This window comes from Mesorhizobium sangaii (assembly GCF_014207355.1).
Taxonomy (GTDB): Bacteria; Pseudomonadota; Alphaproteobacteria; order Rhizobiales; family Rhizobiaceae; genus Mesorhizobium; species Mesorhizobium sangaii.
The window spans coordinates 201086-226843 of record NZ_JACHEF010000005.1 but is presented as its reverse complement, the minus strand read 5'-3'; the positions used below and the strand labels follow the sequence as shown (position 1 = coordinate 226843).

The window sequence follows — 25758 nt, the reverse complement described above, 5'->3', positions numbered from 1 at the left end:
AACCAGGATATTGCTTGTCTGATATGTCATAGTTAATAGACGGCGTCTTGTTTAAGTGCTTACATGGAATTGTCATCAGCTATTGCATGGGCGCTGGTGCTTGAGAGCGCTTAACATTCTCCCGCCCCAGCGGGAGCTATGCAGTGACGGTCAGCCGCCCTAATATGTTTTCCGGAATCCCCATCGAGAGAAGTGATGGCACTATCTCGATTCTTTGTACACTTCCCCAAATGGCCGACGCTTTGGCAGACGACTGGCCATCCGACGGCCCAATGTTTTTAGCAGCACTTGCTGCCTTGGTTGGGGAAAGAGTGGGATGTTGCAGCACAAGGGACGTCCACCGAGCCTTCATTGCCGCGGCGGTTGAAGCCGATTGTCTTCCCGATAGCTACATGAGGAAGTGAGCGCCAAATGCCTCTCACCCTGCGGACGACACTTTGCGAAACGAGAGATGCGTTGCACGTGCTGCGAAGGGCTCTATTTGTTTGCGGGCATATCGAGGCAATGGAGGAGATCGATTCCCTCATAAGCGTCGCGGAAGACAAGGCAGTCGACGCGATCGGCGACATTGACCGGGCCGCGTTTCGAAAGCCCATTCTCGTTGCGGTGGCGAACCCCGCGATGCCCGAAGCCATGGTTTTCCCGGTCGCCCTGCCCACAAAGCTTGGCGAGCTTCGCGAACAAGGCATGGGCCTCAGCGCATATTGCGGCAATGCGCGTTGTGGTCATTTGCGTTCGCTGGATCTCGATGCCCTGATCGAAATCTACGGGACCCACTACGATTTCATCACCGAACGGCGACTAGCGTCGAAGCTGGTGTGCAAACGGTGCCAAAATGTCGGGGGGAGGCTGGTCGTGGTCTCCGACAAACGGCCGCGGTATTGATACCTAGTCGCCGGCAGACGCATAGTAGCCCGCTCCGGTTCGCCGGGCGGGCTGTTTTGCGTTTCCGGCCCGATCAGGCCAGGATGTTGACGGCGCGCCGCGACCAGCGCGATGGTCAGCAGCGAGATCATGGCCTCGGCCATCATCAGCAGCTTGGCGCGTTGGCTGAGTGGCAGCGTGTCGGTCGGAGAGAAGGCTGTCGCGTTGGTGAAGGCGAGGAAGAAATAGTCGACGAAGCCGGGCAGCCAGTCGCGAAGCTCACGGTCGTTCAGCGTCATCTGCGCAAACAGGAAATCAGCCTGCGCGAGCTTGACAAGGCCGCAGGTCGGCGGCCCGCCCCGGTCGGTGCTCCAGAACCACAGGGCAAAGACGATGACGTTGGTTACCCAGATGTTGAGCGCGTCGATCAACAGCGTCGTGCCGCTGTTGCCGGCATGGCCCTCCAGCAAGGCGCGCACCAGCAAGACCAGCGAGCCGCAATTCATAACACTTATGATGGCGGTCATGGTCAGGGCCGTTCTGCGGATCATGACACGAAACTGGCCGATCGCATGCCATTCGTGATCCTCGACCGCCTTTCGGGTGACGACCTGTGTCCAGGCCGTGGCCACCGACAAGGGCAGCAGCAGGGCTGCCTCCAGCGCCGGCGCCAGCCAGCGCGGCCCGAAGGAGAGGTTGTTGATGACCAGAAGCTGCAGGCAAATGATGACGAGGACGGCCGCACGCGCCATCCAGAAGTCGAGCGCACGGTAGTGGATGACGGCATGCTGGTGGCGCATCGGGACCCGGATTTTTCAGACAGGGCAAGACGTGCAACGCTGTCCTGCCTGGACAGAGGAGCGCCGATGCTCCTGCCCGATCTTGGTGCTGCAATGGCACACAGCTATACTTTTTCGTAAGCTTCGATTTTTTGGGCTGTTCGTCAAAGCGGACTATGTGATTTAAGCGCCGCATGGTGGGGATAGATGGATCCATGGATCGCTTGGTGCCGGCGGGATTGCCCGCCGCCGGCGTCGATTCCCCATCGGTTTTGTCCAATCTGATCCGTCATCCCTGGCATTTGCTGGCGCTTTTGTGCCTGATGCAGATCCTGTGCTGGACGGTGGCACCGGCGCTTATCAACGTCTCACCGCCCAACGATGTCGTCGAAGGCTTCATGTGGGGACGCGAATGGGTGCTGTTGACCTACAAGCATCCGCAACTTCCCGCCTGGCTGCTCGAGACCAGCCATCTCCTGACCGGATCGTTCCGTTGGCCGCAATATCTCGTCGCGCAGCTGACGATCTCGGCGACGTTCGTCCTGGTCTATCTGCTGGCCCGCGACATGCTCGGGCAGAGGCGTGCGCTGGCCGCCGTGCTGTTGATGCCGTCGCTCTATTTCTTCGGCTGGCCGACACCGCAGTTCAATCATGACTACGCGCAGATGCCCTTCTGGGCCGCTATCTGCTGGCTGTTGTGGCGTGCGGGCCGCGGCGGTGGGCCGATCTGGTGGCTGGCGCTCGGACTGGTTTCGGGCGTCGGGCTCTACGCCAAATTCTCGACCGGCCTGCTGTTGCTGTTTGGCGCGATCTGGCTGTTGTACGACGCTCGGGCACGCAGCCGGCTGGCTACGCCGTGGCCATGGGTTGGGCTTGCAGTTTTCATCGCTGTCGCCGCACCGCTGGCCATCGAGCTCTACCGCGTCGATTTCCTGCCGCTGACCTACGCCGCCTGGCGCGATCAGTGGGTGATGGCGCATCGCTCGCGCTTTTATTATATCGGCGTCCAGACGGCCGGACTCGGCGGCTTTTTTCTGGTGCTGGCGATATCAGGGCTGCTGCGGCGCTCGCCCCCGCCGCAAGAGCCGGTCGGGCGCGGCACGCTGGTCTATCTCTTGTGGATGGGACTTGGCCCGGCGGTCCTCATCATGGTGGCGTCCCTGTTCACCGGCACAGGCGAGGCCTGGGGCGCGCCGATGTACAACCTTGTGGGCGTTGTGGCGCTTGCCTTCCTGGGCCACCGTCTCGGCCCCGTCGAGATGCGAAAGCTGGTAATCTGCGCGCTCATCTGCATCATCAGCATATCTGGTGCCTATGCAGGCATCCGCTGGACGAAATGCAATTTGCGCGGGCGCATGGACGCCGTCTGCTGGCCGGCGCAGAAGATCTCGGATGAGGCAGAAGCCGTCTGGCACGCGGCGACGCCCGGTCGGCTCGACATCGTCGGCGGTCATAACCTTGTTGCGCCGCTGGCGGGCCTCAATGCTTATGACAAGCCGTCGATCTTCACCGACCTGAACATGCAGTACGCCCCCTGGATCACCAAGCAGCGGCTGCGTGATCACGGCATACTCCTGGTCTGGCCTGGGCGCGACGTGCCACCTTATCTGCAGGCGTGGTTGGGCAACATTCCGGTCAAAACCGTTCTCTTCGACTGGTCGCTCAAGGCGCCGCCGGTCGCGATCAGCTTTGCCGCCGTTCCGCCCGGCGCGCCCCAACTGCCGAGTGCGATCGACAGCCTCGCTCAACCCGGCAAGTGAAGCAGGTCGGCCGGTCCGCTGGACGAAGCAAGAGACAATGCCCATTTATGGCGAGATCCAAACTTGCTTTTTGCGCAATTCCAGATGGAAAACGGCTACGCACTTTTCCTGGAATTGCTTTTTGAGGAGACGTGATATGGCGACTTCGACCGAACGCGCAGTGCTTGCCGGCGGCTGTTTCTGGGGCATGCAGGATTTGATACGGCGCTATCCCGGCGTCATCTCAACCCGTGTCGGCTACAGCGGTGGCGACGTGCCCAATGCCACCTACCGCAACCATGGCACCCATGCCGAGGCCATCGAGATAAATTTCGATCCGGCCATCATCAGCTATCGCACGCTGCTGGAGCGCTTCTTCCAGATCCACGATCCGACGACCCGTAACCGGCAGGGCAACGATGTCGGAATGAGCTATCGCTCGGCGATCTACTACACCAGCGATGAACAGAAGCGCATCGCCGAAGATACCATCGCCGACGTCGATGCCTCTGGCCTGTGGCCGGGCAAGGTCGTCACAGAGGTCGCACCGGTCGGTCCCATCTGGGAAGCCGAGCCTGAACATCAGGACTATCTGGAGAAATACCCCAACGGTTACACCTGCCACTTCGTCAGGCCGGGCTGGAAGCTGCCGGTTCGCGAGAAGGCGGTTTCGTAAGGTTTACAGGATCGGGGCCAAGGCCCCGATCCACACCTTGCCCACCGTCGCGAATCAAGCCTGCTGTGTCGGATAGAGGGTCAGGATGTTGACGTTGACCCTTGGTGGCTGCGAGACCGCGTCGAGCATGGCAGCGGCGATGTCCTCGCTCTCCAGTTGCTCCATCTCGCCCAACCTTTGCTCGACAGCCAGCCGAACATCGTCGCGCATATTGGCGGTGAACTCGGTGCTGACCGCGCCCGGCTCGATCACCGTGACGCGGATGCCGTCCTTGCCGATTTCGCGGCGCAGTGATTCGGCCATGGCGCTGGCCGCATGCTTGGTCCCGGAATAGACCACCGACGGGTGGATATAGCGGCCGGTGCCCGACGAAACGATCGACGATGCCGCCCTCGACATCGTCGAGGCCGGCTATGATGTCAGCGCCAGGCTTGGCGAATTTCTCGAAGCCGACATGGTTGCGGCGGCGCTTGGCGGCACGCAGCGCCAGCTCGCCGTGGCCTCGCCGGACTATCTCGCCCGTGACGGATCGCCGTCGGCGCCGGCCGATCTGCTCCTGCACCATTGCATCAATTGGCGCCGGCCGGGCAGTGCCGGGCCCTACGCATGGGAATTCGCCAGGGATGGCCAATGGTTCTCGGTCGCGGTCAACGGTCCGCTTGTCGTCTCCAGCCGCGACATGGCGATTGCCGCCGCCGTGCAGGGCGTCGGCATCGCTTTTTGGGCTGAAGATCTCGTGCGTCCGCTGATCGATGCCGGCAAACTGGTGTCGCTGCTGGATGATTGGTGCGCGGCCTTTCCCGGCTGGTTCCTCTGCTATCAGAAGCAGCGTCATACATCACCAACCGTACGCTCCTTCGTCGATTTCCTGCGCCATGCGCATACCGGCCGCCGGACGCCGCCTCGTGGTTGAGAGTTTGTCGCTTCGACGACCCGGTTTCGCAGGGCTGGCGCAATGCTTTTGGCGCAGCGCACCAAAAAAACGGCTTTCGCTTCCGCTCGAATGGTGCTTTAACCCGCGCATCCACAGGGGTGCTCCGTACGGTCGGGGCTGAGACGGGGGCGGCAAGCCCACAGACCCTAGAAGCTGATCTGGGTAATACCAGCGGAGCGAGGCGGGCGATGTTTTCAGGCGCACAGATTTCCCTATATCCTATGGCCGACGATTTCGTCGGCGTCATCCTTGGCGCGCTGGGCGGGCTCGATCCCTACCGCGATCGGCTCAGGATCGAGACCGACGACATCTCGACCTTGCTGGTCGGGCCGCCCGAAGTGCTGTTTCCGGCGATGCGGGACCTGTTCGTGGCGACGGCACGCAGCGGCAAACATTGCGTGTTGTCGGCCACCATTTCGCGCGGCTGCCCCGGCGAGCCGGATGATCCGATCTGCCGTTCCGATGCGCTTGGCGGGCCTGTCGGCCCCCTCGGTCCGCGCAAGGATGCGGCAATTGCCGCGGTGCGTGGCGCGGCCTTGACCGGCCAGCCGGCGGCAGCGCAGTTCTCGCTCTATGTGATGGGCACCGACGACCACATGGACGAGATCTACGGCTGCATCGATTTTCTCAAGCAGTCCGGCGTCTATGAGCGCTCGAAGCATTTCTGTACGAAATTGCGCGGTGATGCCGGCGCGATCTTTTCGGCGCTGGACGAAGCCTTCTGCCGCTTCGGGCCAGGTGCCGGCCACGTAACCCTCGACGTCACGGTCTCGGCGAACAGCCCGTCGGCCGGCTGAACGGCTGCGCTTTCGCGACCCCCCGTCAAAGGTTATGCCCGTGGCCTCATCATCAGTCGCTTCGCGCCCGATCGCGAGCCTTCTTGTCAAGGCGGCACCGGCCATCATCGCGGTCGGTTTGATGCTGCTGGCGTGGGAGCTCTATGCCACCTATTCCGGCATCAAGCCGACGACACTGCCGGCGCCTTCGCGCGTGTTCGAGCAGGCGATGCTCAATCGCGAGGCGCTGGTCGACAACGCCATTCCGACCATCCGCGCCACGCTGATCGGTTTTGCCTTTTCACTCAGCGCGGCCTTTGCGCTGTCGATGCTGGTCGACTTCTTCCGGCCGCTTCGGCGTGCGCTGTTTCCCGTCTTCATCGTTAGCCAGACCTTGCCACTGGTGGCGATCGCGCCGCTGGTAGTGCTGTGGTTCGGCTTCGGCTTGGTGCCCAAGATCATGCTGGTGGCGCTGGTCACTTTCTTTCCGATGCTGGTGGCACTGGTGCAGGGCTACGAGGCGACTGAGGCCGAGATCGGCCAGATGCTGCGCGCCATGGGGGCAGGGCGGTGGCGCGTCTTCATGCTGGCGCGGCTGCCCTCGGCGCTGCCCTATTTCTTCGCCGGCCTGAGGATTTCCATCACCTATGCCGTGGTCGGCGCCATCTTCGCCGAATATGCCGGCGCCGCGAAGGGGCTGGGCATCTACATGCTCAACGCAAAGAACAATTTCCGCCCCGATCTGGTGCTGGCAGCGGTCGGCGTCAGCGCCGCGCTCACACTTATCCTGTTCGGGTTGACGGTACTCCTGCAGCGCCTCGCCATGCCTTGGGAACGGGCCGCCGGCCAGCAACCCGCGGGGACGGGGCCGTGGCGATGAGACGGCTCGAACTGCGGCATGTGCGCAAGGCATTTGGCGGGCTCGACGTGCTCGCCGATATTTCGCTCAGCGTCGGCGCCGGTGAATTCGTCTCCATCCTCGGTCCGTCGGGCGCCGGCAAGTCGACGCTATTCCAGCTTCTGACCGGCGCGCAGCACGGCGAGGGGGAGATGTTCTTCGACGGAACGCCGCTCGACGACCACGGCAGGCATTTCGCCTTCATGCCACAGCGTGACGCGCTGATGCCGTGGCGCCGCATCCTCGACAACACGACGCTTGGGCTCGAAGTGCAAGGCATCAGGCGCAAGGCGGCGCGGGCGCGCGTCGCGCCGCTGTTTGCCGAGTTCGGGCTTGCTGGCTTCGAGCGGCATTTTCCGGCGCAGCTTTCGGGCGGCATGCGCCAGCGCGCGGCTCTACTGCGCACGGTGGTGCAGGAGCGAGACATGCTTTTGCTCGACGAGCCGTTCGGCGCGCTCGATGCACTGACCCGCACCGCCATGCAGCGCTGGCTCGAACAGATGTGGCGGCACCATCGCTGGACGGCACTGTTGATCACCCACGATGTGCGTGAAGCCGTCTTCCTGTCCGACCGCATCTATGTGCTTTCGGCGCGTCCGGCTTGCATCGTCCGTGAAATCAAAGTGCCACTGCCACGCCCGCGCAGCCTTGGCCGCGCTGACGCGTTGCAGACAAGCACGATCGAGGCCGAGATCCTCGACATCCTGCTCAACCCCGAGCCCAACCCGCACTCATCCAAAGGACACGACCATGACTGACTTGACGCGCCGGCAGGCCTTGTTGCTCACCCTTGCCTCCGGTCTTCCGCTGGTGGCCGGAGCGAGCCGTGCCCAAGCACAATCGGCTGCGCAAAAGGTCACCGTCGCCCTCGACTGGACGGTCAACACCAACCACATCGGGCTGTTCGTCGCCCGCGACAAAGGGTTCTATTCCGAAGCCGGGCTCGAGGTCGACATCCTGCCCTACAGCGATACCGGTGCCGGCACGCTGGTCGCCAACCGCGTCGCCGATTTCGGCATCAACGGCACCATCAGCCTGTTCACCCAGAAAACCGCCGGAGCCGACCTGAAGGGCGTCTATGCCGTCGTGCAATCCGAAACCGGCCGGCTGGTGTTCAACGCGGCACGCAGCGAGATCAAAAGCCCGAGGAACCTTGACGGCCTGACCTATGGCGGCTTCGGCAGCGCCTGGGAAAACGCGCTGATCGGCACCATCATCCGCCACGATGGCGGCATGGGCAATTTCGAGACGGTGACACTCGGCACTTCAGCCTATGAAGCGCTGGCCAACGGTTCGGTCGATTTCACGCTGGAGGTCTCGACCTGGGAAGGTGTCGAAGCCGAGTTGAAAGGTGTCAAGCAGCGCAGCTTCGTCTACGCCGACTATGGCGTGCCTGATGAGCACACGACCCTGATCTCCTCGAGCGAGGCCTATCTCCAGGCAAACCCCAAACCTGCGGCCGCCTTCGTGCAGGCGACGCGGCGCGGCTACCAGTTCGCCGTCGACGATCCCGATGCGGCTGCCGCCCTGCTGATCGCCGCCAACAAGGACACACTGACAAATCCGGCGCTTATCGAAGCCTCGCTGAAGGCACTGATCGATGGCCACTATTTGCGCGGGAACAATGGCGCCATCGGCACGATGGATCCAGCCAAGATGCACGCGATTGGCGACTATCTTCTCGCTGCGGACGTTCTGCGCGATGCCGATGGCGAAGCTCTGACGCAACGCCCTGATTTCGCGGAGTATTTCAGCAACTCAACTCTGGGGTAGGGAGCCTATCTGACTCTCGAAACTTCGAAGGACTCGCGTGGCGTGGCAGCTTCCCGTCAAACGCGCACGCATTGGCAGATTCCAGCTAATTCCTCGCGATCTCATAGAGCAGAGTGGTTCTGATGTGCCGCCCGGATTCACCCTGCAGCGACAAAGCGGCCGCGTAGAGTTTCACCACGGCCGGGCAGAGACCTTCGAATTCCGGGCTGACATTGGCAATGGCATTCATCTCGGCGGGGGTGCCGCCGGCGTTGATGAAAGCGTCGGCCAGCAGCGACCAATCTTCGTCGCTGGCGGCAGCGGCCGGCAGCCCCCCATTCTTCGCTGCGCCGAAGGCGCGAAACAGGGTGGCCCCGATCTTGTCCATGTCGGCCAGGAAATCCTGATCCGGCGTGCTGAGCGCGCCCGGCCCCTGGCGAAGGTAGTTGTTGCAGGTGGCCGCGGTTTCCCGCGACATGACATGGTTGAGCATGGCCAATTGTGCACGCAGCGCCTCGGCGGCTTTGCTGTCTGGAGCCGAAGACAGCAGAGACGCGTATCTTTGCCTGAGGCCGGTAACCGCCATCCTGCTCGTGTTTCGCACTTGTTCTACGTTTCCAAGTCTGGCCACGGCCGTGATCTTTTCCACGACGGTGTCATAGTCGTCTGGAAACTCCTGCTTGATTGCGAGGAATATCTGGCTTCCCTGGCTCTGAATCTGTTCGTTCACCTGAGCTGTAGTCAGTGTCTGTGGATCGGGCGAGCCCGCCACCGTCTGGTAGAGATATTTGCCGCCGGCAAAGCCGAGCGCCCAGGGCAACACCTTTACCGCAACGAAAGACAAAGCGGCGACCACCGCCACGCCCCAACCTTGCCAACGCGTCATCTGGCAGCCCTCCCGAGCCTTGTCTCTATTTCGCCCCGAGGCTGATCGCTTTCTTGCGGTCAGCCTCGGCGCGCTTGTGGTTGCCCTTGGCGTCCCACGCCCTGCTCCGCACTTTGTAGGCGGTGGCGAAATCCGGTTTGAGCTTTATCGTTTGGCTCAAATCGGCGATGGCTCCGTCATAATCCGCCTTGCTGATCCGAACCACGCCTCGGCCGAAATAGGCAAGGGGGTTCTTGCGATCGAGGCGGAGGGCCTCTTCGAAATCACGTAACGCTGCAACGTCCTCATGCCTGCCCATCAATATGAGGCCCCGATCGGCAAAGACCCTTGCGTCCTTGGCATTGAGACTGATGGCTTTTCCGTAGTCAGCAAGCGCCCCGTCGTAATCTTTTTGGAAGCTGCGGTTCTGACCACGGTCATAGTAGGTGTCGGCAAAATTCGGATTGAGCGTGATTGCCTGGCTGTAATCGTTGACGGCATGAGCGTATTCGCCCTTGGATTCCCAGGCCATCGCCCGGGCCAGATAGGCGTCGTGGTATGCCGGAAAGAGCGCAATCGCCTTGTCGTAAAGCGCTATGGCGCCGTCATGGTCGTCCCTCTCGTGCAGCGTCCAGCCCTTGCTGAACGCCTGCGCGGCTGGCGAAGTGCTACTTGGCTTGATCGCCTCCTCGCTGGCCTGGCCAGTGGCTTCGTCTGATGTTTTTGAGGCGTTCGCTTTCGCTGTCACTGCCTGCTTGCGATCTTTATGAGCGATGGCCAGCTTTGGATCGAGCTTGAGCGCCTGGTCGTAGTCGGCAATGGCCCGATCGTAGTCGCCCTTGGCGAACCAGGCGCTGCCGCGCCCGAAATAGACAGGTGCGTAGCCTGGCTCGATTTCGGCCGCGCGATTGTAGTCGGCGATGGCGCGATCCAATTGGTCCTTCTTGCTCCAGGCAATGCCGCGGCCGAGGTAAGCGTCGAAATAGGCCGGATAGAGTTCGATCACCTTGCCGTAGTCGTCGATGGCTCCATCATAATCACCCTTCTCGACGCGCGACATTCCCCGCCCGACATAGGCGGCGGCCTTCCTTGGATCAAGCGCGATCGCGCGGCTGTACTCGGCAATGGCGCGACCGTATTTGCGCTTCCTAAAGAACGCATCGCCGCGATCCATGAAGGCCTTGAGGTTTTTGGGATCCGAACCGACGGCCCCAGGTGCAAAACCACCTTTCTTTAGCGCAGCCACCGCCGCCTTGCGGGCGACCGCGTAGTCCGGATTGCCCGGATGCAGCTTGATGGCCTGGTCAAAGTCGGCAATGGCAGCGTCGTAATCTTTGCTGTCAGCCCGTTCTATGCCACGGCCATAGTAGCTGGGGGCATCCTTCGGATCGATTTCGATTGCCGCCGAATAGGCTGTGATCGCTCGCCCAGCATCGCCCTTCACGTGCCAGGCCATGCCCATGCAGAAATATGCATCCACCGCCTTCGGATCGAGCACGGCGGCCCGGCCGCAATCGACGAGAGCACCTTCGGCATCACCAGACGTGGCCTTGGCCATGCCTCGGCGAATATGGGCCGAGGCCAGATCCGGTAGGATACGGATCACCCGATCATAGTCGGCGATCGCCCGATCATAGGCTTGCTTGGCGGTCCAGGCATTGCCCCGACCAAAATAGGCGAGGGGACTGTCGGGGTCGAGCGCGATCGCTTTCTTGTACGCGCCGATTGCCTGGTCGTATTGGCCCGCATCCGACAAGCTGTCACCGTTCTGCACCGCGGCCAGAACACGCGGGTCGGTCGCCTGAATGATATCCGCCATCTTGGCGGTGGAAAGCTCGCTGTTAGACCGGGTATTATTGCTAGCCTCCTGTCGGGCCGCGGGTTCGGTGCCGACCGGGGCGGCCGCCGTGTCGCCCTGTCCTTTCGCCGCCACTGTCGCCTTGCGGCTGACGAGGTAGTCCGCTTTGTCCGGATCGAGCTTGATCGCCTGGTCGAAGTCGGCGATGGCACCGTCGTAGTCTTTCCCGTCGGCCCGCGCCATGCCGCGCCCGTAGTAGCTGGCGTCGTCCTTCGGATCGATTTCGATCGCCACCGAATAGGCGGCGATCGCGCTTCCCGGGTCGCCCTTTGCGTGCCAGGCCATGCCCGTGCAGAAATAGGCGTCGCGCGCCTTTGGATCGAGTGCTGCAGCCCGGCCGCAATCAGCAAGCGCGCCCTCCGCATCACCTGACGTGACCTTGGCGAGGCCCCGGCCAAAATGAGCCGCGGCAAAATCGGGGGCGAGTTCGATGACTTTGTCGTAGTCGGCGATCGCCTGCTCATAGGCGCGTTTGGCGGCCCAGGCCTTGCCGCGGCCGAAATAGGCGAACCGGTTGTTCGGATCGAGCGAGATCGCCTGGTTGTAGGCACCGATCGCCTGATCGTACTTGCCCATGTCCAGAAAGGCATCGCCGCCAAGGATCGCTTCCAGGGCCCGCGGATCGGTCGCCTCCAAGACCTTCGCGACCAGCGTGTCTTGCATGGCCGTCACATTCGGAACGACGGATGGCGGCTCCGGTCGCTGTGTGTCTGGCAACGGTGCCGGATTGCTCTCGTCGCCGGAAACCCGGTCGCCGCAGCTTGCTGCCCGCGTCGGATCGAGCACTGTGGCGCGCCGGCAATCCGCTGCTGCTCCGGCGCTGTCTCCCTTGAGCGTCTTGGCACGGCTGCGGCCGAGATAGGCGTCGGCATTGTCCGGATCGAGGCGGATGGCCTTGTCGAAATCGAGCAGGGCGCTGCCGACGTTTCCTTGAATCTGTTCTTCCAAGCCCTGTTTAAGGTTCCAGGCAATGCGCTCGGAGTTATCTTCCTTGGGGACGACGAATGGTATCGCCGGTTTGACCGCCTGGGGTGCAGCCGGCGGCTCGGCGCCCGTTACTTTCGTGCTGCAAGCACCGGCCTTCTTCGGATCGAGCTCGATGGCTTTTCGGCAATCGGCGGCTGCACCGGCGAGGTCTCCCACAATCGTCTTGGCCAAGGCTCGATTGTAGTAAGCGCCGCTTTTCGGATCGAGGCTGATTGCCCGGTCGTAGTCGGCGATTGCCTGGTCATGGTCGTTCTTGTCGGCCCAGACAGTACCGCGGGCAAGATAGGCCTCGCTGTTTTGCGGGTCCAGGCTGAGTGCCTGGTTGTAGTCGGCCATGGCACGCACATCGTCGGCCTTGCGCGCCCAGCCATAGCCTCTGGCCGTGTAAGCCTTGGCGAATTTTGGATCGAGCGCTATCGCCTGGTCAAAGTCGACAATGGCGGCGTCATCCTTGCCTTTGCGGAACAAGGATAGACCCCGCTTGTAAAAGGCATCGGCGAAACCCGGATCGAGGCTGATCGTCTTGTTGAAGTCGGCTATGGCGTGCTCGTCATCGCCCTTGCTGAACCAGGCCGTGCCGCGATTGTAATAGGTCGAGGCCTGCTTTGGGTCGAGGGTGATCGCCTCGTCGTAGTCGGCGATGGAGCGGTCGTAATCGTGCTTGTCATCCCATGCGATACCGCGCTTGAAATAGGCGATCCTGCGGTTTTGGTAGAACACCGCCTTGTCCTCGATGATCGGCGTGCAGGCTACGATGCGCTTGTCCGGATCGATGTTCTTACCAATGCAGCCGGCGTAGTCCTTGTCGGCGGCCATCGCGGAAGCGCCCGAGATGTGTATGACGACGAGGCTTGCCAGCGACCAGCGCACCCAGGGCTGGGCCTTCACCGGCACGAATGATCCGATCGCGGCGGCAGCCAGCCCCGCACCTTTCCGTCTCGCCATCTCACTGGTCCCCCCGAAAACCCTGGTCCGCACTAGCGGGTAATCCATCTATTGTTCTTTATTTGTTCCAAAATGCAAGCATAAATTGCAATGCGACGGAATGGGCTGCAAGCGTCTTGGCGCCGGTCGAACCCTGTCGCGATCGGTGAAGTCGTGCGCTCCGCTGGCTTCCGGGGACGGATAAGCGCGGTTTAGTGCCGATCTGATCTTGTTGATTAACCGTACGGCAATGGTTGCGTGCAAAGGTCGCCCCGAGGGATAACCGGGTGCCTGACCTTGCTCATGTCAAAAATTGAAACCCTTTCGCACGTCAACGACGAAGGGATTTTGTCCGCAGCCCGAAAGCGGGAAATCCTGGTCGACTTGCGCGAAGGCTTCTTTCGGCTCTGCGCGCTGGCTTTCGCGGGGCTGTTTGTCTACCGCGGCATATATCACCTCATGCTCGACCCCACCCGTATCAATGTGGCGCTGGTGGCGACTTCCGAGATCCTTACCTTTACCTGGCTGCTTCTGTCGCGGCGACCGCAGGTTCGCGACTGGAATCCGCTCACGGTGATCGTCTCGGTGATAGCCAGCTTCGGTGTCGGCTTCGTCACTTTCGAGCCGGGCGTTGCCATCATCCCGGTCTATGTCGCCGCGCCGCTGCAAGCCCTGGCGTTGAGTTTCGTGATCTGGGGAAAGGCATCGCTGGGGCGTTCGTTCGCCATTCTGCCGGGCAATCGCGGCGTGATGACGGGTGGTGCCTACCGCATTGTGCGACACCCGATCTATGCCGGCTATCTGGTCGGCCATGTCCTGTTCCTGCTGTCGGCCTTTTCCTTCTACAATCTCGCGGTCTACGCCGTCATCACGTTCTTCCAGGTGCATCGCATCCTGCGCGAAGAGGCGCTGCTTGCCGCCACGCCGGAATATCGGGACTATATGAAGCGCGTCCGCTACAGGCTGTACTACGGGATCGTCTGACCACAAGGCCTGTGGACAGCGTCGTTTTGCCGGCAATCACGCCGGATGATTTTTTGGCGTGACCGGCCTTCCATTCCTGTCTGGCGCAAATTGACGTCCATCGATCAGCCGTGACGCGAATGCGTTGCGTTTTGATGCGCACATCTCGCTGGCGGGCTCCGGCACCCATCGCGGCGGCGCTGCAGCCCTGGCCAAAAATCATGCGGGGTCCCTGGTTGCGCGCGGCCTGGAACAAAATGCCATAAGAATCGATTCTTAGCGCATTTCGAAATACATATCGATCATATCTATCCGCGCTATATCACGATCGTGAAGATTGTACGTCAATTTTATTATTTTTATACTTTTGAAATTTCAAAGATAAACACCATCGCTCTCGCCATCGAAGCGTTTTATGAAACTTAAGTTCACTCTCTGCGTAGATTAACTCGCAATCGGCCTCTGGCTGACTGCCTTATCGCAACGACAAAGGGAGAGCGTTATGACTTTTACGATCAAAGCAGTCGCCAGTGTGTTGGCAGGTAGTGCAGTGGTCTTCGTCCTTTCGCTGCCGGCAAATAGTGCTGGGCTCGGTCTTGGCGCAGGCGCCTCGGTGGGCGGTAGCGGCGGCGTCAATGCTGGTGCCGGTGCGTCGGTCGGCGGCCGTGGCGGCATCAATGCCGGTGTTGGCGCATCGCTCGGTGGCAGTGAAGGCGTCAACGCTGGTGCCGGTGCGTCGGTCGGCGGGGGCGTCAGCGCGGGCCTCGGCGCTTCCGTAGGCGGCAGCAACGGCGTCAACGCCGGTGCCGGCGCCAATGTCGGCGGGTCTGGCGGCATCACTGCCGGCCTCGGCGCCAGTGTTGGTGGAACGGGTGGCGTTGGCGTCGGCGGAGGCGTTGGTTCAATCAACCCGAGCAATCCCGGCAATCCGGGCACAACAGGGAACCCGGCCAACACCGGAACATCGGGTACTTCGGGACATCGGAACCTGCCGGGTGTCGTCGCCGACATGTCGGACAGTCAGGTGGCACGGTTGAAGAAGCGCTGCGTCGATGTCCTCGGCAGTTCCGGAGACTACGACCGCGACCTGCGCCAACTGTGCCTTTTGATCGCACGCCGCTGACGCCAAGAGTGCCGGGAGCGGAAGTGCCGAACCAGCCGTGAGGCTTTGACCGCACTCTCCTGGCCTCCGACGGGCCGGAAAGCCCGCCAATCCTGGCGGACTTTTCGGCCGCGGCTGCACTGATTGCTCCCTGGGGCCTTCATCGCTCCGCCGGCGGAACGCTAATGCGTTGAAAGCGTTCACATCCCAAGCAACACGCGAATGGCGCGTTGTTGAGCCGGCGCAGAAGCGCGCACAAAGGAGCGGGAAACCATGAGCCTAGGAACCATACTTATTATTCTTCTTGTCATAGCGCTGCTTGGAGGCTTCAGTGGCCTCGGCGGCGGTCCCTTTTATGGCACAGGCTATTATGGCGGCGGCGGTCTCGGGCTCGTGCTGCTCATCATCATCGTGCTTGTCGTGCTCGGACGGATTTAGTCGCGTTGCTCGCCGAAGTGGTCGCAATCCCGTGACCGCGTCGGTGCCGACGCGCACTGGAATGTGAACTTCGCAAGCCGGCTTGTGATCCGGCTTGCTTGGAAAACTTTGTAAGGTGATCGCGGTCCACACCCCCCGTGGAAACAAGAGGAAAGGGTCCCACCCCTTGTCCTCCTCCAAGGCCCGCTCCGGTTCGCCGTGGCGGGCTTTTGCTTGGCGGTCGGCGGAACCAGCTTGCCGTCGAGACAGTTGAGTTGCGGAAGGCCACCAAATGCCCGCAACACTTCGGACAACACTCTGCGAAATTCGCGATGATCTTCACGTCCTGCGACGGATGGTGGCGGCTCGCGGCCATATCGAGACCATCCAGGGAATCGATGCGCTTATCGGGGTGGCGGAAGCAGAGGCCATCAAGGTCATCCGTCGCATCGATCGCGCTGGCTGAACAGAAGGGAGGATCGGGATGAACGTAAAGGAAATGACGCGGCAGGACTGCGTCGCCCTGCTTAATACGCAACGCATTGGCCGCCTGGCCTGTGTGCGTGACCTCAAACCCTATGTGGTGCCGATCCATTTTGCCTTCGGTGACAACGCCATTTTCAGCTTTTCGCTTCCCGGCAGGAAGGTCGAGTGGATGCAGGCCAACCCGAACGTCTGTCTTCAGGTCGATGATGTTGGTGACCCGCACGGCTGGAGAAGCGTCGTCGTGGACGGCGTCTTCGAAGAATTGCCCAAAGGGCCGGATCTGGACGACAGCGCCGCCGGCGTTGAAAGGATGAGCGCTCCGATCGACGTTGAGCGCAAATTCGCCTGGTCGCTTCTTGCAAAGCACGCGAACTGGTGGGAACCGGGAGCCCTGAAGCCAGGTGCTGCGTCAACGGTTTCGGGCAGCCATCTCTTCTATCAGATCAGGATCGAGGCGATATCGGGAAGGCAGGCATCGTGGTAGCGGTTCTTACGCCGCTCGCGGCACCCGTGAGGTGAATGTCGCCCGGGTCACCGACACGCTGGTGCCGTCGGCGTCGCTGATGACGTCCACCTTGGCCTCCAACTGTTTGACCAGCGCCTCGACGATGGCTGTTCCAAGTCCGGTAGCCGGGACGTCGTTGGCGATCTTGCCGACGCCATTGTCCGAAACCGTCAGTTTCCAGTCGCTGCCCGCAGTCTCGTAGCTCACCTGGATACGGGCGCCGGCCTTCTCCTTGGGGAAGGCATATTTGATGGCATTGAGCACGAGTTCGGTGACGATCAGACCGAGGCTGACGGCGCGCTGCGAGTCCATCCTGCCGCCTTCAGCTGTAACGGCAACGTCGATCGGTTGGGTTTCGCCGATCATTGACGAAGCAAGGCTTCCGCACAGTTTCGAAAGATAGGAGCCGACATCGATCTCGTCGGCACCGGCCGAGGTGTGAAGATGGCGTTGGACCTCCGCCACGGACAGAACGCGCTGATGGGCGTCCTTGAGATGCTGGCGCGTCTCTTCCGACGTGACCGAGCGAGCCTTCAGCAACAGGATGCTGGCGATGATCTGCAGGCTGTTGGCAACACGATGTTCCATTTCGCGCAGCAGGACGTCCTTTTGCCGAAGCAAATCTTCCGTGCGGCTGAGCAGCTCTTCCTTTTCCCGCTCGATGACACGACGGGCTGTTATATCGTTGAACGCGAGAAGGATGGTGATGGCCGAGCTGTGGTCGTAAAGCACCTTGCGAGCGTTGAGCAGCATGGTGCGGCGCCCGATGCGCGGGAAATCATGCTCGACCTCGAAGCCGTCCATGGCGGTCTTCTCGGGAATGATCGTTTCCAGCAGCAGGCGGAGCGCGGGAATATCCCACTGACCGTCGCCGAGCGCGTAGAGCAGCGAGCCTTGGGTCTGCGCGGGGTCGACGTCAAATGTCTTGTAGAAGGAGCGGCTGGCCGCCAGCACGCGAAACTGCTCGTCAAGGACGAGAAACGGCTCGGTGATCGTGTTGACGATCGCCTGCGCCAGCGTCTGCGCGTCCTCGATATTCGCAATGGGTTGAAACATGGGCACAAAGCCAAATAAGCGGCGTTCTGCCGCTCCAAACAGGGACATTTACACATTTGCCCGACCGTTGTCGCGAAGTGAATCCGCTGGCACGGGGATGTGATATCTCAGGTTGCCGCTGGATAAAGGCGGGCATTTGGCCCGCCTTTATCCAGCTGTTCGATTTCGGGCACGCCCAAATCGAGGTGCGTCAGTTGGCGCCGCCGAGCTGCTTGGTCATCTTGCAGAAATTGTCGTGCGACTTGGCAATGGCCTCGTCGCCACATTCCTTCGTCATACCTGCGCGGTCTTCTTCCTTCATGGCCATCCAGGCGGCCTTGAACTCCGCCTCGGACTTCATGGTCTTCATGCCGGCATCGGTGAAGAACGGCGACATCTTTGCCGGATCGTCCAGCGCGGACGTGTTGGTAGCCGCAAGCGCCGAGCCAGTCATCATTGCAAGCGCCATCGCGCCCATAGTGAGAATCTTGAAGTTCATTTGGGAATTCCTCTCTGTGGAGGCCATTGGAATAAACGACCTGCAGACAAAACGGGATCGAGAGAAAACAGTTCCTTCAGATGAGCTAATATTAAAAACGAAATTTATTTCCTGCCCCTAGCCGGTTCGCCGCAAAGCCAACTGGCGCTTTGGCAATATTTCCAATCTGGCCGCAGACATTGAGTGCGGCCCAGGAGCTTGGGGCCAACGGGCTACTCCATGTCAGGCACGTCGCCGCTGACGAACAGGGTGTTCGGCGGACCGTACTCGCCAAGTGTCGTGTCGGCTTCCCGGCTCCAGGCAATGACGCCAACATGTTTTGTCGCCAGTGCCCTAGCCGTGCGGATGGCGCGATCCTCGCTCTGCTGGTCCGCAGGGCCGAAGGCCGGAAACAATTCGCCGTCATCGCCGCGGTCGAACGCGACCACGACAATCAGTTTAGGACTTTTCTGGCCTTGGGAATCGGACATCTTGCACCTTCCTCAGGAAATCTATCACACTACAGGGAACTAGGTCGGCACGTTCGACTTCGGGAGGTGATGTGGTGCAGGACCAGCGTTTCGATGAGCCGGTCAGGATTGCGCTCGGCCGGTCGCGAAACTCGATCTTCAACGTGGAGCGGGTCGCTCAGGCCGCCGACATTCTGATGAACCGCTGGCCTGTTGCGACAGGGCAAAGGCACATGGCAGCCCGCAAAGTCTGCCTCGCCGTGCTTGAGGGAAGAAAAGAAGCCTCGGTGGCACGAGCGGCATTCATCAGTGCCGCAATCGAGGCGGATATCCTCGTTGAACCCCGTGAAGTGTCGATGCCAACCGGCCAAAATTGAATCAAGACTTGGCTCTATCCTCTTGATTGATTGCAATGTTTTCGGTGATCGGGATCTTCTTTTCGGGGTTCATACTGCCGGGCCTGTCGACGCTTTGCAGGCATTTCCGTATCATTCGCTGGCCGTTTGGCTTGTCTTCGGCGCGTCCCGTTGACACGGTCTCCGTACCCATATATTGAACAGGATTATACAGGTTCACTGGACAGGTACGCATATGAAGCGGCGCGCGGTTCAACTGTCTCCCGGCACGGGCAAGCCCGAGCAGATCGCTATCGTTCTGGAGCATGAAATCCGCTCCGGCGTGCTCGGCTTCGGCGACCGCCTGCAAAGCGAGAACGAGCTGGTCCAGCGCTTCTCCGTCAGCCGCAACACGGTCCGCAAGGGCCTCGAGGAACTGTCCAGCCGCGGGCTGATCACCACCAAGGTCGGCATCGGCTCGTTCGTCACCTTCGACGGCAAGCCGGTCGACGACGCGGTCGGCTGGTCGCGGGCGCTCGCCAATGCGGGCGCCAATGCCGAGACGCGGACGCTGCGGCTGGAGGTGATCGAGGACGCCGACCTGGCCGCCTGGCTTGGCATTGAGAGCCCGTTTTTCATCGCCGTCGACCGGGTGCGCACCAACGCCAGCGACGGCCATGCGATTTCCATCGAGCGCAGCCGGCTGCCCCTGTCGCCGGAACTGGAGGACGTGCCGCTGCGCGGCCTACGCGAGGGTTCGCTGCACCAGACGCTGCGCGGCGCCGGGCTTATTCCTGACCATGGTGAGGAATGGGTCGAAATCGAGATGCTCAATGCAGAGGATGCCGCCATCCTCGGCTGCCCGCAAGGCACGCCGTTCCTGCGCGGCCGCCGGTTGACCCGCGCCGCCGACGAGCGGCCGATCGAGTATGTCACCAGCCTGCTCAACCCGGCGCATTTCGCACTGCATATGAGGTTCTGAGCGATGTCGGATGCAGCCAACAAGGCGATCGACCGCGCCATGGGCGCACTTGTCGGCGGGGCGATTGGCGATGCGCTGGGTATGCCGACGCAACTCCTGTCGCCGGCCCGGATCACCGAGCTATATGGCCATGTCGACGATTTCGTCGCCCCGGTGGCCGACCACCCGGTGTCGAAAGGGCTGCTGGCCGGCACCGTCACCGACGACACCGAACAGGCGCTGCTGCTTGGCCGCATCCTTGTGGAGTCCGGTGACCATTTCGACCATGCGCGCTGGGTCAACGGGCTGCTCGACTGGGAGCGCGAGGTCAAGGCGCGCGGTAGCTACGATCTGCTGGGGCCGTCGACCAAACGCGCCATCGACGCCATCAACAATGGCTTGCCGGCGGAAGAAGCCGGGCGCAGCGGCGACACTAATGGTGCGGCCATGCGTATTGCGCCTGTCGGCATCATGATGCCGCTGGAGCCGCTCGACGCGCTGGTCGCCAAGGTGGCGGAAACCTGCCGGGCGACGCACAACACTTCGATCGCCATCGCCTCGGCCGCCGCCGTCGCTGCCGCTGTCAGCCATGGCATCGCCGGCGGTGGCTGGCGCGCCGCGTCCGACAGCGCCGTTGCGGCGGCGAGGCTCGGGGCCACTCTCGGCCATTGGGTGACCGGCGGCGACATCGCCGCGCGCATCGTCTGGGCGCAGGATATGGTGCGTGGCAAGGTGATGAAGGATGCGATCCGGCTCATCACTGATCTAGTCGGCACCGGCGTCGCCAGCCAGGAATCGGTTCCGGCGGCCTTCGCGGTGCTGGAAGTCGCCGGCGGCGATCCATGGCAAGCGGCCGTCATCAGCGCCAATCTCGGCGGCGACACCGACACGATCGGCGCCATCGCGGCCGGCATGGCGGGAGCCTGCACCGGCTTTTCCCGATTGCCGCCGCAGCATGTCGCCAGGCTTGTCGGCATCGACATGTCGGAGGTTCGCGCCCTTGCCGCAGATCTGATGGCGGCGAGGGTGGCGAAAAAAGGTTCCGGCAAGGACGCGGCGGCATGAGCGGGCGCCTCGTCCATATCGGCAGTGCTGTGGTCGACTATGTCTACCGCATCGATGCCTTGCCGGCGCCCGGCGCGGAGAAGACCGCATCGAGCTTCGCCCAGGTCGCCGGCGGCGGCTTCAACATGATGGTCGCGGCCAGCCGTACCGGCATGAAGGTAGTGTTCGGCGGCCAACTCGGGAGCGGACCCAACGGCGACTTCCTGCGTGCCGCTTTCGCCAACGAGGGCATTGAGACGCTGACGCCGCCATCGCCCCTGATGGACAGCGGCAATTGCGTCGCCATGATCTCGAGCGACGCCGAACGCACCTTCGTGTCGTGGCCAGGTGCGGAGAGCGTGCTCAGCCTCGACATGATGGCGCCCGTCTCGGTCGCACAGGGAGACTGGGTGTTCACCTCCGGCTACACGCTGAGCTACCCCGCAAGCCGCGACGCGCTCACAGACTGGATCGAGGCACTGCCGGCAGACATTCCTTTTGTCTTCGATCCGACGCCGGTGATATCGGACATTCCGCGCCCGATCCTGTCGCGAGTGCTGGCCCGCACCACATGGCTGAGCTGCAACACGACCGAAGCGGCCGAGATTGCCGGTCCGGGAGCCGTTGAAACGGTTGCCGCGCGGTTGCTGGAAGTCCATTGCCCGAAGGCAGCGGGCGCGGTCATCCGCGCCGGCGCCAAGGGCTGCCACGTACGGCTGGCAGACGGTTCGGTGCAGACCGTGGCCGGCTTCAAAGTCACCGCCATCGACACCAACGGCGCCGGCGATACCCATATCGGCGCCTTCGTCAGCGCGTTGTCGCGCGCCATCCCGCCTTTAGAGGCAGCGCGTTACGCCAATGCGGCGGCGGCAATTTCGGTGACCCGCCATGGCGGCTCGTCAGCGCCGACCGATCACCAGATCCAGACATTCCTGAGCTCTGTCGCCGACCCGTCCGGCGCACTGGGCCGGACACAGAAGGCCAATGCATAACTGCCAGAAAGCCTGACAAGCCCGGGAAAGCGGGCAAACCACAGAGAGGAACCAACCATGCGCATGCCTGATTTGACTGCTCTGCTGACGGCGACTGCCGTCTTCACTTCTGCACTTACCTTTGCCGCCAAGGCCGACGAAGTGCATGTGCTCAACTGGAAGGGCTACGGTACGGATGAGCCGTGGGCCGTCGAGGCGTTCGAAAAGGCCACCGGCAACAAGGTCGTCAACGATTTCTTCAATTCCGAACAGGAAATGCTGACCAAGATCCGGACCAATCCCGGCCTCTACGACGTCGTCATGATCAATGCCGCCTTCAACGACCAGGCGATGGACGGAAAGCTGATTCAGCCGATCGACACGTCCAAGTTGCCGAACTACGCCGACATCAGCAAGGACAAGGCGGGATCGCCGATGCTCGTCCATGACGGCAAGGTCTATGGCGTGCCGTGGGTGTGGGGACTGACGGCGCTCGCCATCAACGACAAATCCTTCGACAAGCCGCCGACCAGCATCGCCGCGATGTGGGATGCCGCCCACAAGGGCCGCGTCGTCATTCGCGACGACGCCGTCGAGGCGGTGCAGTTTGGCGCCATCGCCACCGGCCAGAACATCAACGACATCAAGGATATGGATGCGGTCAAGACGAAGCTCACCTCGCTGATGCCGCAGATCAAGACCTTCTGGAGCTCGGAGAACGACTGGAACCAGATGGTCGCCTCCAACCAGATCGACATCGGGACCTACTGGAGCGGTTCGGCTGATCGCGCCAAGACACATTTCAAGCTGCCGGTCTCGCTGGTCGTGCCGCAGGAAGGTGCCGTCGCCTGGCTTGATGCCTTTTCCATTCCCGTCGGCGCCAAGAATGTCGCCGGCGCCGAGGCCTTCATCAACTACATGATCGACCCGAAATTCTATGTCGAATGGGTGACCAAGGTCGGCGCTCCTGTCTCGGCCAACACCAAGGCCGTGGAAGCGCTGCCCGAAGATGCCTTCAACCGCAAGGTGATGGGCGACCCCGAAGTGGCCAAGCGCATTCAGTTCCAGGCGCCGATCACCGACGCGCAGCGCGAAGCCTATCTGGCGCTGTGGCAGCAGCTCAAGGTCGACGTGAAATAAGGCCGACATCCGGGCCAGCCGGCGGTTTCGCGCCGGCTGGTTTCTTTCAATCCTGGGGAGGAGGGTATCATGGCAGCTGCGACAGCGTCGCGAAGCGGGCTGAGATCGGCATTGCCGCTCTTGGCGCCAGCCTATCTCTGGCTGACGGTGGCGATCTTCCTGCCGCTGTCGGCCATGGTCTTCTTCTCCTTCATGACCGAGCTGCCCTTGTCCGGGAAGCCGTGGACATTCACGCTCGGCAACTACGCCGCCTTCTTCTCGCAAAGCCTCTACCTGACGCTGCTGCTGGCCTCGCTGCGGCTTGGCCTTGAAGTGACGCTGTGGTGCATCGTTATCGGTTATCCTGCGGCTTACGTGCTGGCCAAGGTGCTGAAGGGCCGCAGCCGCGAGGCGATCTTCCTGCTCGTCATCCTGCCGTTCTGGTCGAACGGGCTGGTGCGCATCTTTTCCTGGGCGATGGTGCTGCGCGAAGGCGGCATCCTCGATACGGCGCTTAACGCAGTGCTGCCGTTCAAGATCAACATCGACCTGATGTATTCCTATCCGGCCGTGATCATCGGGCTGGTGCATTCCTACGTGCCCTACATGGTGTTGACCTGCTACCTGACTCTGCAGGCGATCGACGACTCGCTGATCGAGGCCGGACGCTCGCTCGGCGCCTCGCGGCTGCAGGTGCTGAAGCGGGTGATCATTCCGCTGTCGATGCCCGGATTGGTGGCGGGCGCGGCGCTCATATTCGTACCCGTCGTCGGCTCGTTCATGGAGCCACGCATCCTCGGCGGCCGCACAGGCACCTTCTACGGCACGGTCATCGAGGACCAGTTCGTCGCGGTGTTCAATTGGCCGCTGGGTGCGGCGCTCTCCTTCATCCTGCTGGCCGTCGTGCTGGTGATCCTGGCGGCTGCCTCACCAGTGCTCAAGAGGGAGGCCTGATGGCGACGACCCGCATCCTCGAATGGCTCGGCCGCCTCTACATCTCGGTGCTGCTCGCCTTCCTATACCTGCCGATCATCATCATGGCGCTGATGTCGTTCAACGTCTCGCCCTTCTACCAACTGCCGTTCGAATGGACGACGGAGTGGTACGCATCGCTGTGGCAGAACGATCAGTTGATCGCCGCCACCTGGAACAGTGTCGAGATCGCCGTCATCGCCACCGTCATCTGCACGGTGCTTGGCTCGGCTGCATCGCTGGCGCTCTATCGTTATGAATTTCGCGGCAAGAAATTCTTGCAGGCGCTGCTTTTCCCGCCGATCGCCATTCCGTGGCTGATCACCGGCACGGCGATGCTGATCTTCTTCTTCGGCGTCGGCATCGGCCGCGGTCTGCATGCCATCCTGCTTGGCCATGTGGCGTTGGCGCTGCCCTATGTCATCGTCGTCGTTTCAGCCCGGCTTCAGACCTTCGCGCCGGAACTGGAAGAGGCGGCGCGCTCGCTCGGCGCCAACCAGTGGCAAGTGACGTGGCGTGTCACGCTGCCGTGGATCATGCCCGGCGTCATTGCCGGCGGGCTGTTCGCCTTCGCCGTCTCGTTCGACCAGTTCGTGGTGTCCTATTTCCTGGCTACGCCGGGGCAGACGACGCTGCCGGTCGAAATCTACGCCGCGATCCGCAAGGGCTTCACGCCCGAGATCAACGCGGTCTCGACGATCATCATTGTCGTGTCGATGGCGCTGATGCTGCTCACGGCGCGCTTCTTCAAATTCGGCGGAGAGAAATAATGGCCGGCGTGCAGGTATCGAATGTCTCGCGCAGCTTCGGCGCGCACAAGGCGCTGGACGATGTCTCCATCGATTTCGCCGATGGTGGCTTCTACGCGCTGCTTGGGCCGTCGGGCAGCGGCAAGACCACGCTGCTGCGCCAGATCGCCGGGTTCGACTTTCCAGACTCTGGCCGCATTGCCATCGGCGGCGAGAGCGTCGAGCGGGTGCCGGTCGAGAAGCGGCGCATCGGCATGGTGTTCCAGAACTATGCGCTGTTTCCCAATATGAGCGTCGCCGACAATGTCGCCTTCGGCCTGTCGGTGCGCGGCGAGGCCAAGGCGGTGATTGCCGCCGAGGTGCAGGGCGCGCTCGATCTTGTGCAACTCGGCAAGCTCGGTGGACGCCGGCCGCACCAACTGTCGGGCGGTCAGCGCCAGCGGGTGGCGCTGGCGCGGGCCATCGTCACCAAGCCGCGCGTGCTGCTTCTCGATGAGCCGCTCGGCGCGCTCGACAAGGCGCTGCGCGTCGACATGCAGATCGAACTGAAGCGCATCCAGCGCGAGATCGGCATCACCACCATCTTCGTCACCCACGACCAGGAAGAGGCGCTGACGATGAGCGACCGCATCGGCATCTTGCGCGACGGCAGGCTGGTGCAGGAAGGGCCGCCGGAAGAGATTTATGACCGGCCAAAGAGCGAGTTCGCCGCCACTTTCCTCGGCGACGCCAACATCTTTCGCGGCGACGCAACGGGCAGCGGCATCCTGCTGGCGGACGGCACGGCGATCGCCGCGGGCGCGGGCGCGACGCTTGCAGCTGGCGCCAAGGCGAGCTGCGCCGTGCGGCCTGAACGCATCCGCATTGCCACCGATGCCGGGGTTTCCAATGCCACCGACACGAACGTGCTCAAGGGTCAGGTTTCCAAGCGCATCTTCGCCGGCAACAACAGCACGTATTTCGTCGACCGTGCCGGCCAGACGCTGAAGGTCATTGTGCAGAACACCGGCATCGAGCGGCTGTCGGAGGGCCAGGACGTGGTGCTGCGCTGGTCGCCGGAGAGCACGGTGCTGATCGCCGCGAGTTGAGACTGCAACGG

General features: G+C 62.1%; 27 protein-coding genes, 1 pseudogene and 1 riboswitch. Of the genes and pseudogenes, 21 read left to right on the top strand and 7 right to left on the bottom strand.

The annotated features are described in order from the left end of the window. Positions 1–411 precede the first annotated feature (411 nt). Entirely contained in the window at positions 412–885 is a 474-nt protein-coding gene (locus HNQ71_RS35870) for a hypothetical protein (protein WP_425492260.1), read from the top strand. Positions 886–958: 73 nt separating this feature from the next. Here the strand turns inward: HNQ71_RS35870 and HNQ71_RS23810 are convergent. Next, positions 959–1664: pseudogene (locus tag HNQ71_RS23810) on the bottom strand (hypothetical protein). 194 nt (positions 1665–1858) lie between these two features. Between HNQ71_RS23810 and HNQ71_RS23805 the strand changes: the two are divergent. Then, positions 1859–3403, top strand: coding sequence for a glycosyltransferase family 39 protein (locus HNQ71_RS23805; RefSeq protein WP_246461931.1), 1545 nt, complete (start codon positions 1859–1861; stop codon positions 3401–3403). 136 nt (positions 3404–3539) lie between these two features. Continuing rightward, on the top strand, positions 3540–4058 hold the full coding sequence (gene msrA, locus HNQ71_RS23800) for a peptide-methionine (S)-S-oxide reductase MsrA (protein WP_184875071.1): 519 nt from the start codon (positions 3540–3542) through the stop codon (positions 4056–4058). Positions 4059–4112: 54 nt separating this feature from the next. Here the strand turns inward: msrA and HNQ71_RS23795 are convergent, their stop codons facing one another. Next, on the bottom strand, positions 4113–4457 hold the full coding sequence (locus tag HNQ71_RS23795; RefSeq protein ID WP_246461929.1) for an SDR family oxidoreductase: 345 nt from the start codon (positions 4455–4457) through the stop codon (positions 4113–4115). Between HNQ71_RS23795 and HNQ71_RS23790 the strand changes: the two genes are divergently transcribed. From HNQ71_RS23790 to HNQ71_RS23770, 5 genes are all read left to right on the top strand, one after another. Then, on the top strand, positions 4420–4971 hold the full coding sequence (locus tag HNQ71_RS23790) for a LysR substrate-binding domain-containing protein (RefSeq protein WP_184875070.1): 552 nt from the start codon (positions 4420–4422) through the stop codon (positions 4969–4971). The genes HNQ71_RS23795 and HNQ71_RS23790 overlap by 38 nt on opposite strands. Before the next feature lie 105 nt (positions 4972–5076). Then, positions 5077–5190, top strand: a riboswitch (TPP riboswitch). Next, complete coding sequence (locus HNQ71_RS23785) at positions 5181–5789, top strand: Ykof family thiamine-binding protein (RefSeq protein ID WP_184875069.1); 609 nt, start codon at positions 5181–5183, stop codon at positions 5787–5789. (Overlaps the previous riboswitch by 10 nt.) A 34-nt stretch (positions 5790–5823) precedes the next feature. Continuing rightward, positions 5824–6648, top strand: coding sequence for an ABC transporter permease (locus tag HNQ71_RS23780; RefSeq protein ID WP_184875068.1), 825 nt, complete (start codon positions 5824–5826; stop codon positions 6646–6648). Further along, positions 6645–7424: an ABC transporter ATP-binding protein gene (locus tag HNQ71_RS23775; RefSeq protein ID WP_184875578.1), complete on the top strand. Its 780-nt coding sequence runs from the start codon at positions 6645–6647 to the stop codon at positions 7422–7424. Before HNQ71_RS23780 ends, HNQ71_RS23775 begins: the two co-directional genes overlap by 4 nt. Beyond that, positions 7417–8439 carry an ABC transporter substrate-binding protein gene (locus HNQ71_RS23770; RefSeq protein WP_184875067.1) on the top strand — a complete coding sequence of 341 codons (1023 nt, stop codon included), beginning with the start codon at positions 7417–7419 and terminating at the stop codon, positions 8437–8439. The genes HNQ71_RS23775 and HNQ71_RS23770 overlap by 8 nt, the downstream gene beginning before the upstream one ends. A gap of 85 nt (positions 8440–8524) precedes the next feature. Here HNQ71_RS23770 and HNQ71_RS23765 read toward each other — a convergent pair whose 3' ends face one another. Next, the gene (locus tag HNQ71_RS23765) at positions 8525–9280 is read right to left on the bottom strand and encodes a hypothetical protein (RefSeq protein WP_343068225.1); all 756 of its coding nucleotides are present in this window, start codon (positions 9278–9280) and stop codon (positions 8525–8527) included. Positions 9281–9329: 49 nt separating this feature from the next. Then, a complete protein-coding gene (locus HNQ71_RS23760; protein ID WP_246461920.1) occupies positions 9330–13073 on the bottom strand; it encodes a tetratricopeptide repeat protein in 3744 nt (1247 codons plus the stop codon). Between the two features lie 327 nt (positions 13074–13400). Between HNQ71_RS23760 and HNQ71_RS23755 the strand changes: the two genes are divergently transcribed. The 5 genes from HNQ71_RS23755 (at position 13401) to HNQ71_RS23735 (ending at position 16504) form a co-directional block, all read left to right on the top strand. Beyond that, the gene (locus HNQ71_RS23755; protein ID WP_246461902.1) at positions 13401–14036 is read left to right on the top strand and encodes a methyltransferase family protein; all 636 of its coding nucleotides are present in this window, start codon (positions 13401–13403) and stop codon (positions 14034–14036) included. 481 nt (positions 14037–14517) lie between these two features. Beyond that, positions 14518–15138, top strand: a complete 621-nt coding sequence (locus HNQ71_RS23750; RefSeq protein WP_184875064.1) for a hypothetical protein — start codon at positions 14518–14520, stop codon at positions 15136–15138. Positions 15139–15390: 252 nt separating this feature from the next. Continuing rightward, positions 15391–15555, top strand: coding sequence for a DUF3309 family protein (locus HNQ71_RS23745; RefSeq protein ID WP_095091793.1), 165 nt, complete (start codon positions 15391–15393; stop codon positions 15553–15555). A gap of 271 nt (positions 15556–15826) precedes the next feature. Continuing rightward, positions 15827–16000, top strand: coding sequence for a hypothetical protein (locus HNQ71_RS23740; RefSeq protein WP_184875063.1), 174 nt, complete (start codon positions 15827–15829; stop codon positions 15998–16000). A gap of 18 nt (positions 16001–16018) precedes the next feature. Further along, entirely contained in the window at positions 16019–16504 is a 486-nt protein-coding gene (locus HNQ71_RS23735) for a pyridoxamine 5'-phosphate oxidase family protein (RefSeq protein ID WP_184875062.1), read from the top strand. 6 nt (positions 16505–16510) lie between these two features. On the opposite strand, the gene HNQ71_RS23730 is transcribed toward HNQ71_RS23735, so the two are convergent. The 3 genes from HNQ71_RS23730 to HNQ71_RS23720 all read right to left on the bottom strand — a co-directional run bounded on the left by HNQ71_RS23730 (position 16511) and on the right by HNQ71_RS23720 (position 18529). Further along, entirely contained in the window at positions 16511–17581 is a 1071-nt protein-coding gene (locus HNQ71_RS23730) for a sensor histidine kinase (RefSeq protein ID WP_184875061.1), read from the bottom strand. 190 nt (positions 17582–17771) lie between these two features. Next, complete coding sequence (locus HNQ71_RS23725) at positions 17772–18059, bottom strand: hypothetical protein (RefSeq protein WP_184875060.1); 288 nt, start codon at positions 18057–18059, stop codon at positions 17772–17774. A 212-nt stretch (positions 18060–18271) separates the two neighbouring features. After that, the gene (locus HNQ71_RS23720; protein ID WP_184875059.1) at positions 18272–18529 is read right to left on the bottom strand and encodes a hypothetical protein; all 258 of its coding nucleotides are present in this window, start codon (positions 18527–18529) and stop codon (positions 18272–18274) included. Positions 18530–18603: 74 nt separating this feature from the next. Here HNQ71_RS23720 and HNQ71_RS23715 point away from each other — a divergent pair, with 74 nt between their 5' ends. From HNQ71_RS23715 to HNQ71_RS23680, 8 genes are all read left to right on the top strand, one after another. After that, a complete protein-coding gene (locus HNQ71_RS23715; RefSeq protein WP_184875058.1) occupies positions 18604–18885 on the top strand; it encodes a DUF982 domain-containing protein in 282 nt (93 codons plus the stop codon). Positions 18886–19099: 214 nt separating this feature from the next. Then, on the top strand, positions 19100–19825 hold the full coding sequence (locus HNQ71_RS23710) for a GntR family transcriptional regulator (RefSeq protein WP_184875057.1): 726 nt from the start codon (positions 19100–19102) through the stop codon (positions 19823–19825). Positions 19826–19828: 3 nt separating this feature from the next. After that, positions 19829–20869, top strand: a complete 1041-nt coding sequence (locus HNQ71_RS23705) for an ADP-ribosylglycohydrolase family protein (protein ID WP_184875056.1) — start codon at positions 19829–19831, stop codon at positions 20867–20869. Then, positions 20866–21840: a PfkB family carbohydrate kinase gene (locus tag HNQ71_RS23700; protein WP_184875055.1), complete on the top strand. Its 975-nt coding sequence runs from the start codon at positions 20866–20868 to the stop codon at positions 21838–21840. Before HNQ71_RS23705 ends, HNQ71_RS23700 begins: the two co-directional genes overlap by 4 nt. 57 nt (positions 21841–21897) lie before the next feature. Then, a complete protein-coding gene (locus HNQ71_RS23695; RefSeq protein WP_184875054.1) occupies positions 21898–22959 on the top strand; it encodes an ABC transporter substrate-binding protein in 1062 nt (353 codons plus the stop codon). A gap of 69 nt (positions 22960–23028) precedes the next feature. Continuing rightward, the gene (locus tag HNQ71_RS23690) at positions 23029–23892 is read left to right on the top strand and encodes an ABC transporter permease (protein ID WP_184875053.1); all 864 of its coding nucleotides are present in this window, start codon (positions 23029–23031) and stop codon (positions 23890–23892) included. Beyond that, entirely contained in the window at positions 23892–24680 is a 789-nt protein-coding gene (locus tag HNQ71_RS23685; RefSeq protein WP_184875052.1) for an ABC transporter permease, read from the top strand. Before HNQ71_RS23690 ends, HNQ71_RS23685 begins: the two co-directional genes overlap by 1 nt. After that, on the top strand, positions 24680–25747 hold the full coding sequence (locus HNQ71_RS23680) for an ABC transporter ATP-binding protein (RefSeq protein WP_184875051.1): 1068 nt from the start codon (positions 24680–24682) through the stop codon (positions 25745–25747). The genes HNQ71_RS23685 and HNQ71_RS23680 overlap by 1 nt, the downstream gene beginning before the upstream one ends. Positions 25748–25758: the final 11 nt, after the last annotated feature.

Excerpts from the sequence above, each read along its gene's own strand:
- HNQ71_RS23740 (WP_184875063.1), top strand. The coding sequence starts at position 15,827 with ATGCCCGCAACACTTCGGACAACACTCTGCGAAATTCGCGATGATCTT.
- HNQ71_RS23725 (WP_184875060.1), bottom strand. The coding sequence starts at position 18,059 with ATGAACTTCAAGATTCTCACTATGGGCGCGATGGCGCTTGCAATGATG.
- HNQ71_RS23710 (WP_184875057.1), top strand. The coding sequence starts at position 19,100 with ATGAAGCGGCGCGCGGTTCAACTGTCTCCCGGCACGGGCAAGCCCGAG.
- HNQ71_RS23805 (WP_246461931.1), top strand. The coding sequence starts at position 1,859 with ATGGATCGCTTGGTGCCGGCGGGATTGCCCGCCGCCGGCGTCGATTCC.
- HNQ71_RS23750 (WP_184875064.1), top strand. The coding sequence starts at position 14,518 with ATGACTTTTACGATCAAAGCAGTCGCCAGTGTGTTGGCAGGTAGTGCA.
- HNQ71_RS23795 (WP_246461929.1), bottom strand. The coding sequence starts at position 4,457 with ATGTCGAGGGCGGCATCGTCGATCGTTTCGTCGGGCACCGGCCGCTAT.
- HNQ71_RS23705 (WP_184875056.1), top strand. The coding sequence starts at position 19,829 with ATGTCGGATGCAGCCAACAAGGCGATCGACCGCGCCATGGGCGCACTT.
- HNQ71_RS23785 (WP_184875069.1), top strand. The coding sequence starts at position 5,181 with ATGTTTTCAGGCGCACAGATTTCCCTATATCCTATGGCCGACGATTTC.
- HNQ71_RS23695 (WP_184875054.1), top strand. The coding sequence starts at position 21,898 with ATGCGCATGCCTGATTTGACTGCTCTGCTGACGGCGACTGCCGTCTTC.
- HNQ71_RS23700 (WP_184875055.1), top strand. The coding sequence starts at position 20,866 with ATGAGCGGGCGCCTCGTCCATATCGGCAGTGCTGTGGTCGACTATGTC.
- HNQ71_RS23720 (WP_184875059.1), bottom strand. The coding sequence starts at position 18,529 with ATGTCCGATTCCCAAGGCCAGAAAAGTCCTAAACTGATTGTCGTGGTC.
- msrA (WP_184875071.1), top strand. The coding sequence starts at position 3,540 with ATGGCGACTTCGACCGAACGCGCAGTGCTTGCCGGCGGCTGTTTCTGG.
- HNQ71_RS23780 (WP_184875068.1), top strand. The coding sequence starts at position 5,824 with ATGCCCGTGGCCTCATCATCAGTCGCTTCGCGCCCGATCGCGAGCCTT.
- HNQ71_RS23770 (WP_184875067.1), top strand. The coding sequence starts at position 7,417 with ATGACTGACTTGACGCGCCGGCAGGCCTTGTTGCTCACCCTTGCCTCC.
- HNQ71_RS23775 (WP_184875578.1), top strand. The coding sequence starts at position 6,645 with ATGAGACGGCTCGAACTGCGGCATGTGCGCAAGGCATTTGGCGGGCTC.
- HNQ71_RS23735 (WP_184875062.1), top strand. The coding sequence starts at position 16,019 with ATGAACGTAAAGGAAATGACGCGGCAGGACTGCGTCGCCCTGCTTAAT.
- HNQ71_RS23745 (WP_095091793.1), top strand. The coding sequence starts at position 15,391 with ATGAGCCTAGGAACCATACTTATTATTCTTCTTGTCATAGCGCTGCTT.
- HNQ71_RS35870 (WP_425492260.1), top strand. The coding sequence starts at position 412 with ATGCCTCTCACCCTGCGGACGACACTTTGCGAAACGAGAGATGCGTTG.
- HNQ71_RS23730 (WP_184875061.1), bottom strand. The coding sequence starts at position 17,581 with ATGTTTCAACCCATTGCGAATATCGAGGACGCGCAGACGCTGGCGCAG.
- HNQ71_RS23690 (WP_184875053.1), top strand. The coding sequence starts at position 23,029 with ATGGCAGCTGCGACAGCGTCGCGAAGCGGGCTGAGATCGGCATTGCCG.
- HNQ71_RS23685 (WP_184875052.1), top strand. The coding sequence starts at position 23,892 with ATGGCGACGACCCGCATCCTCGAATGGCTCGGCCGCCTCTACATCTCG.
- HNQ71_RS23760 (WP_246461920.1), bottom strand. The coding sequence starts at position 13,073 with ATGGCGAGACGGAAAGGTGCGGGGCTGGCTGCCGCCGCGATCGGATCA.
- HNQ71_RS23680 (WP_184875051.1), top strand. The coding sequence starts at position 24,680 with ATGGCCGGCGTGCAGGTATCGAATGTCTCGCGCAGCTTCGGCGCGCAC.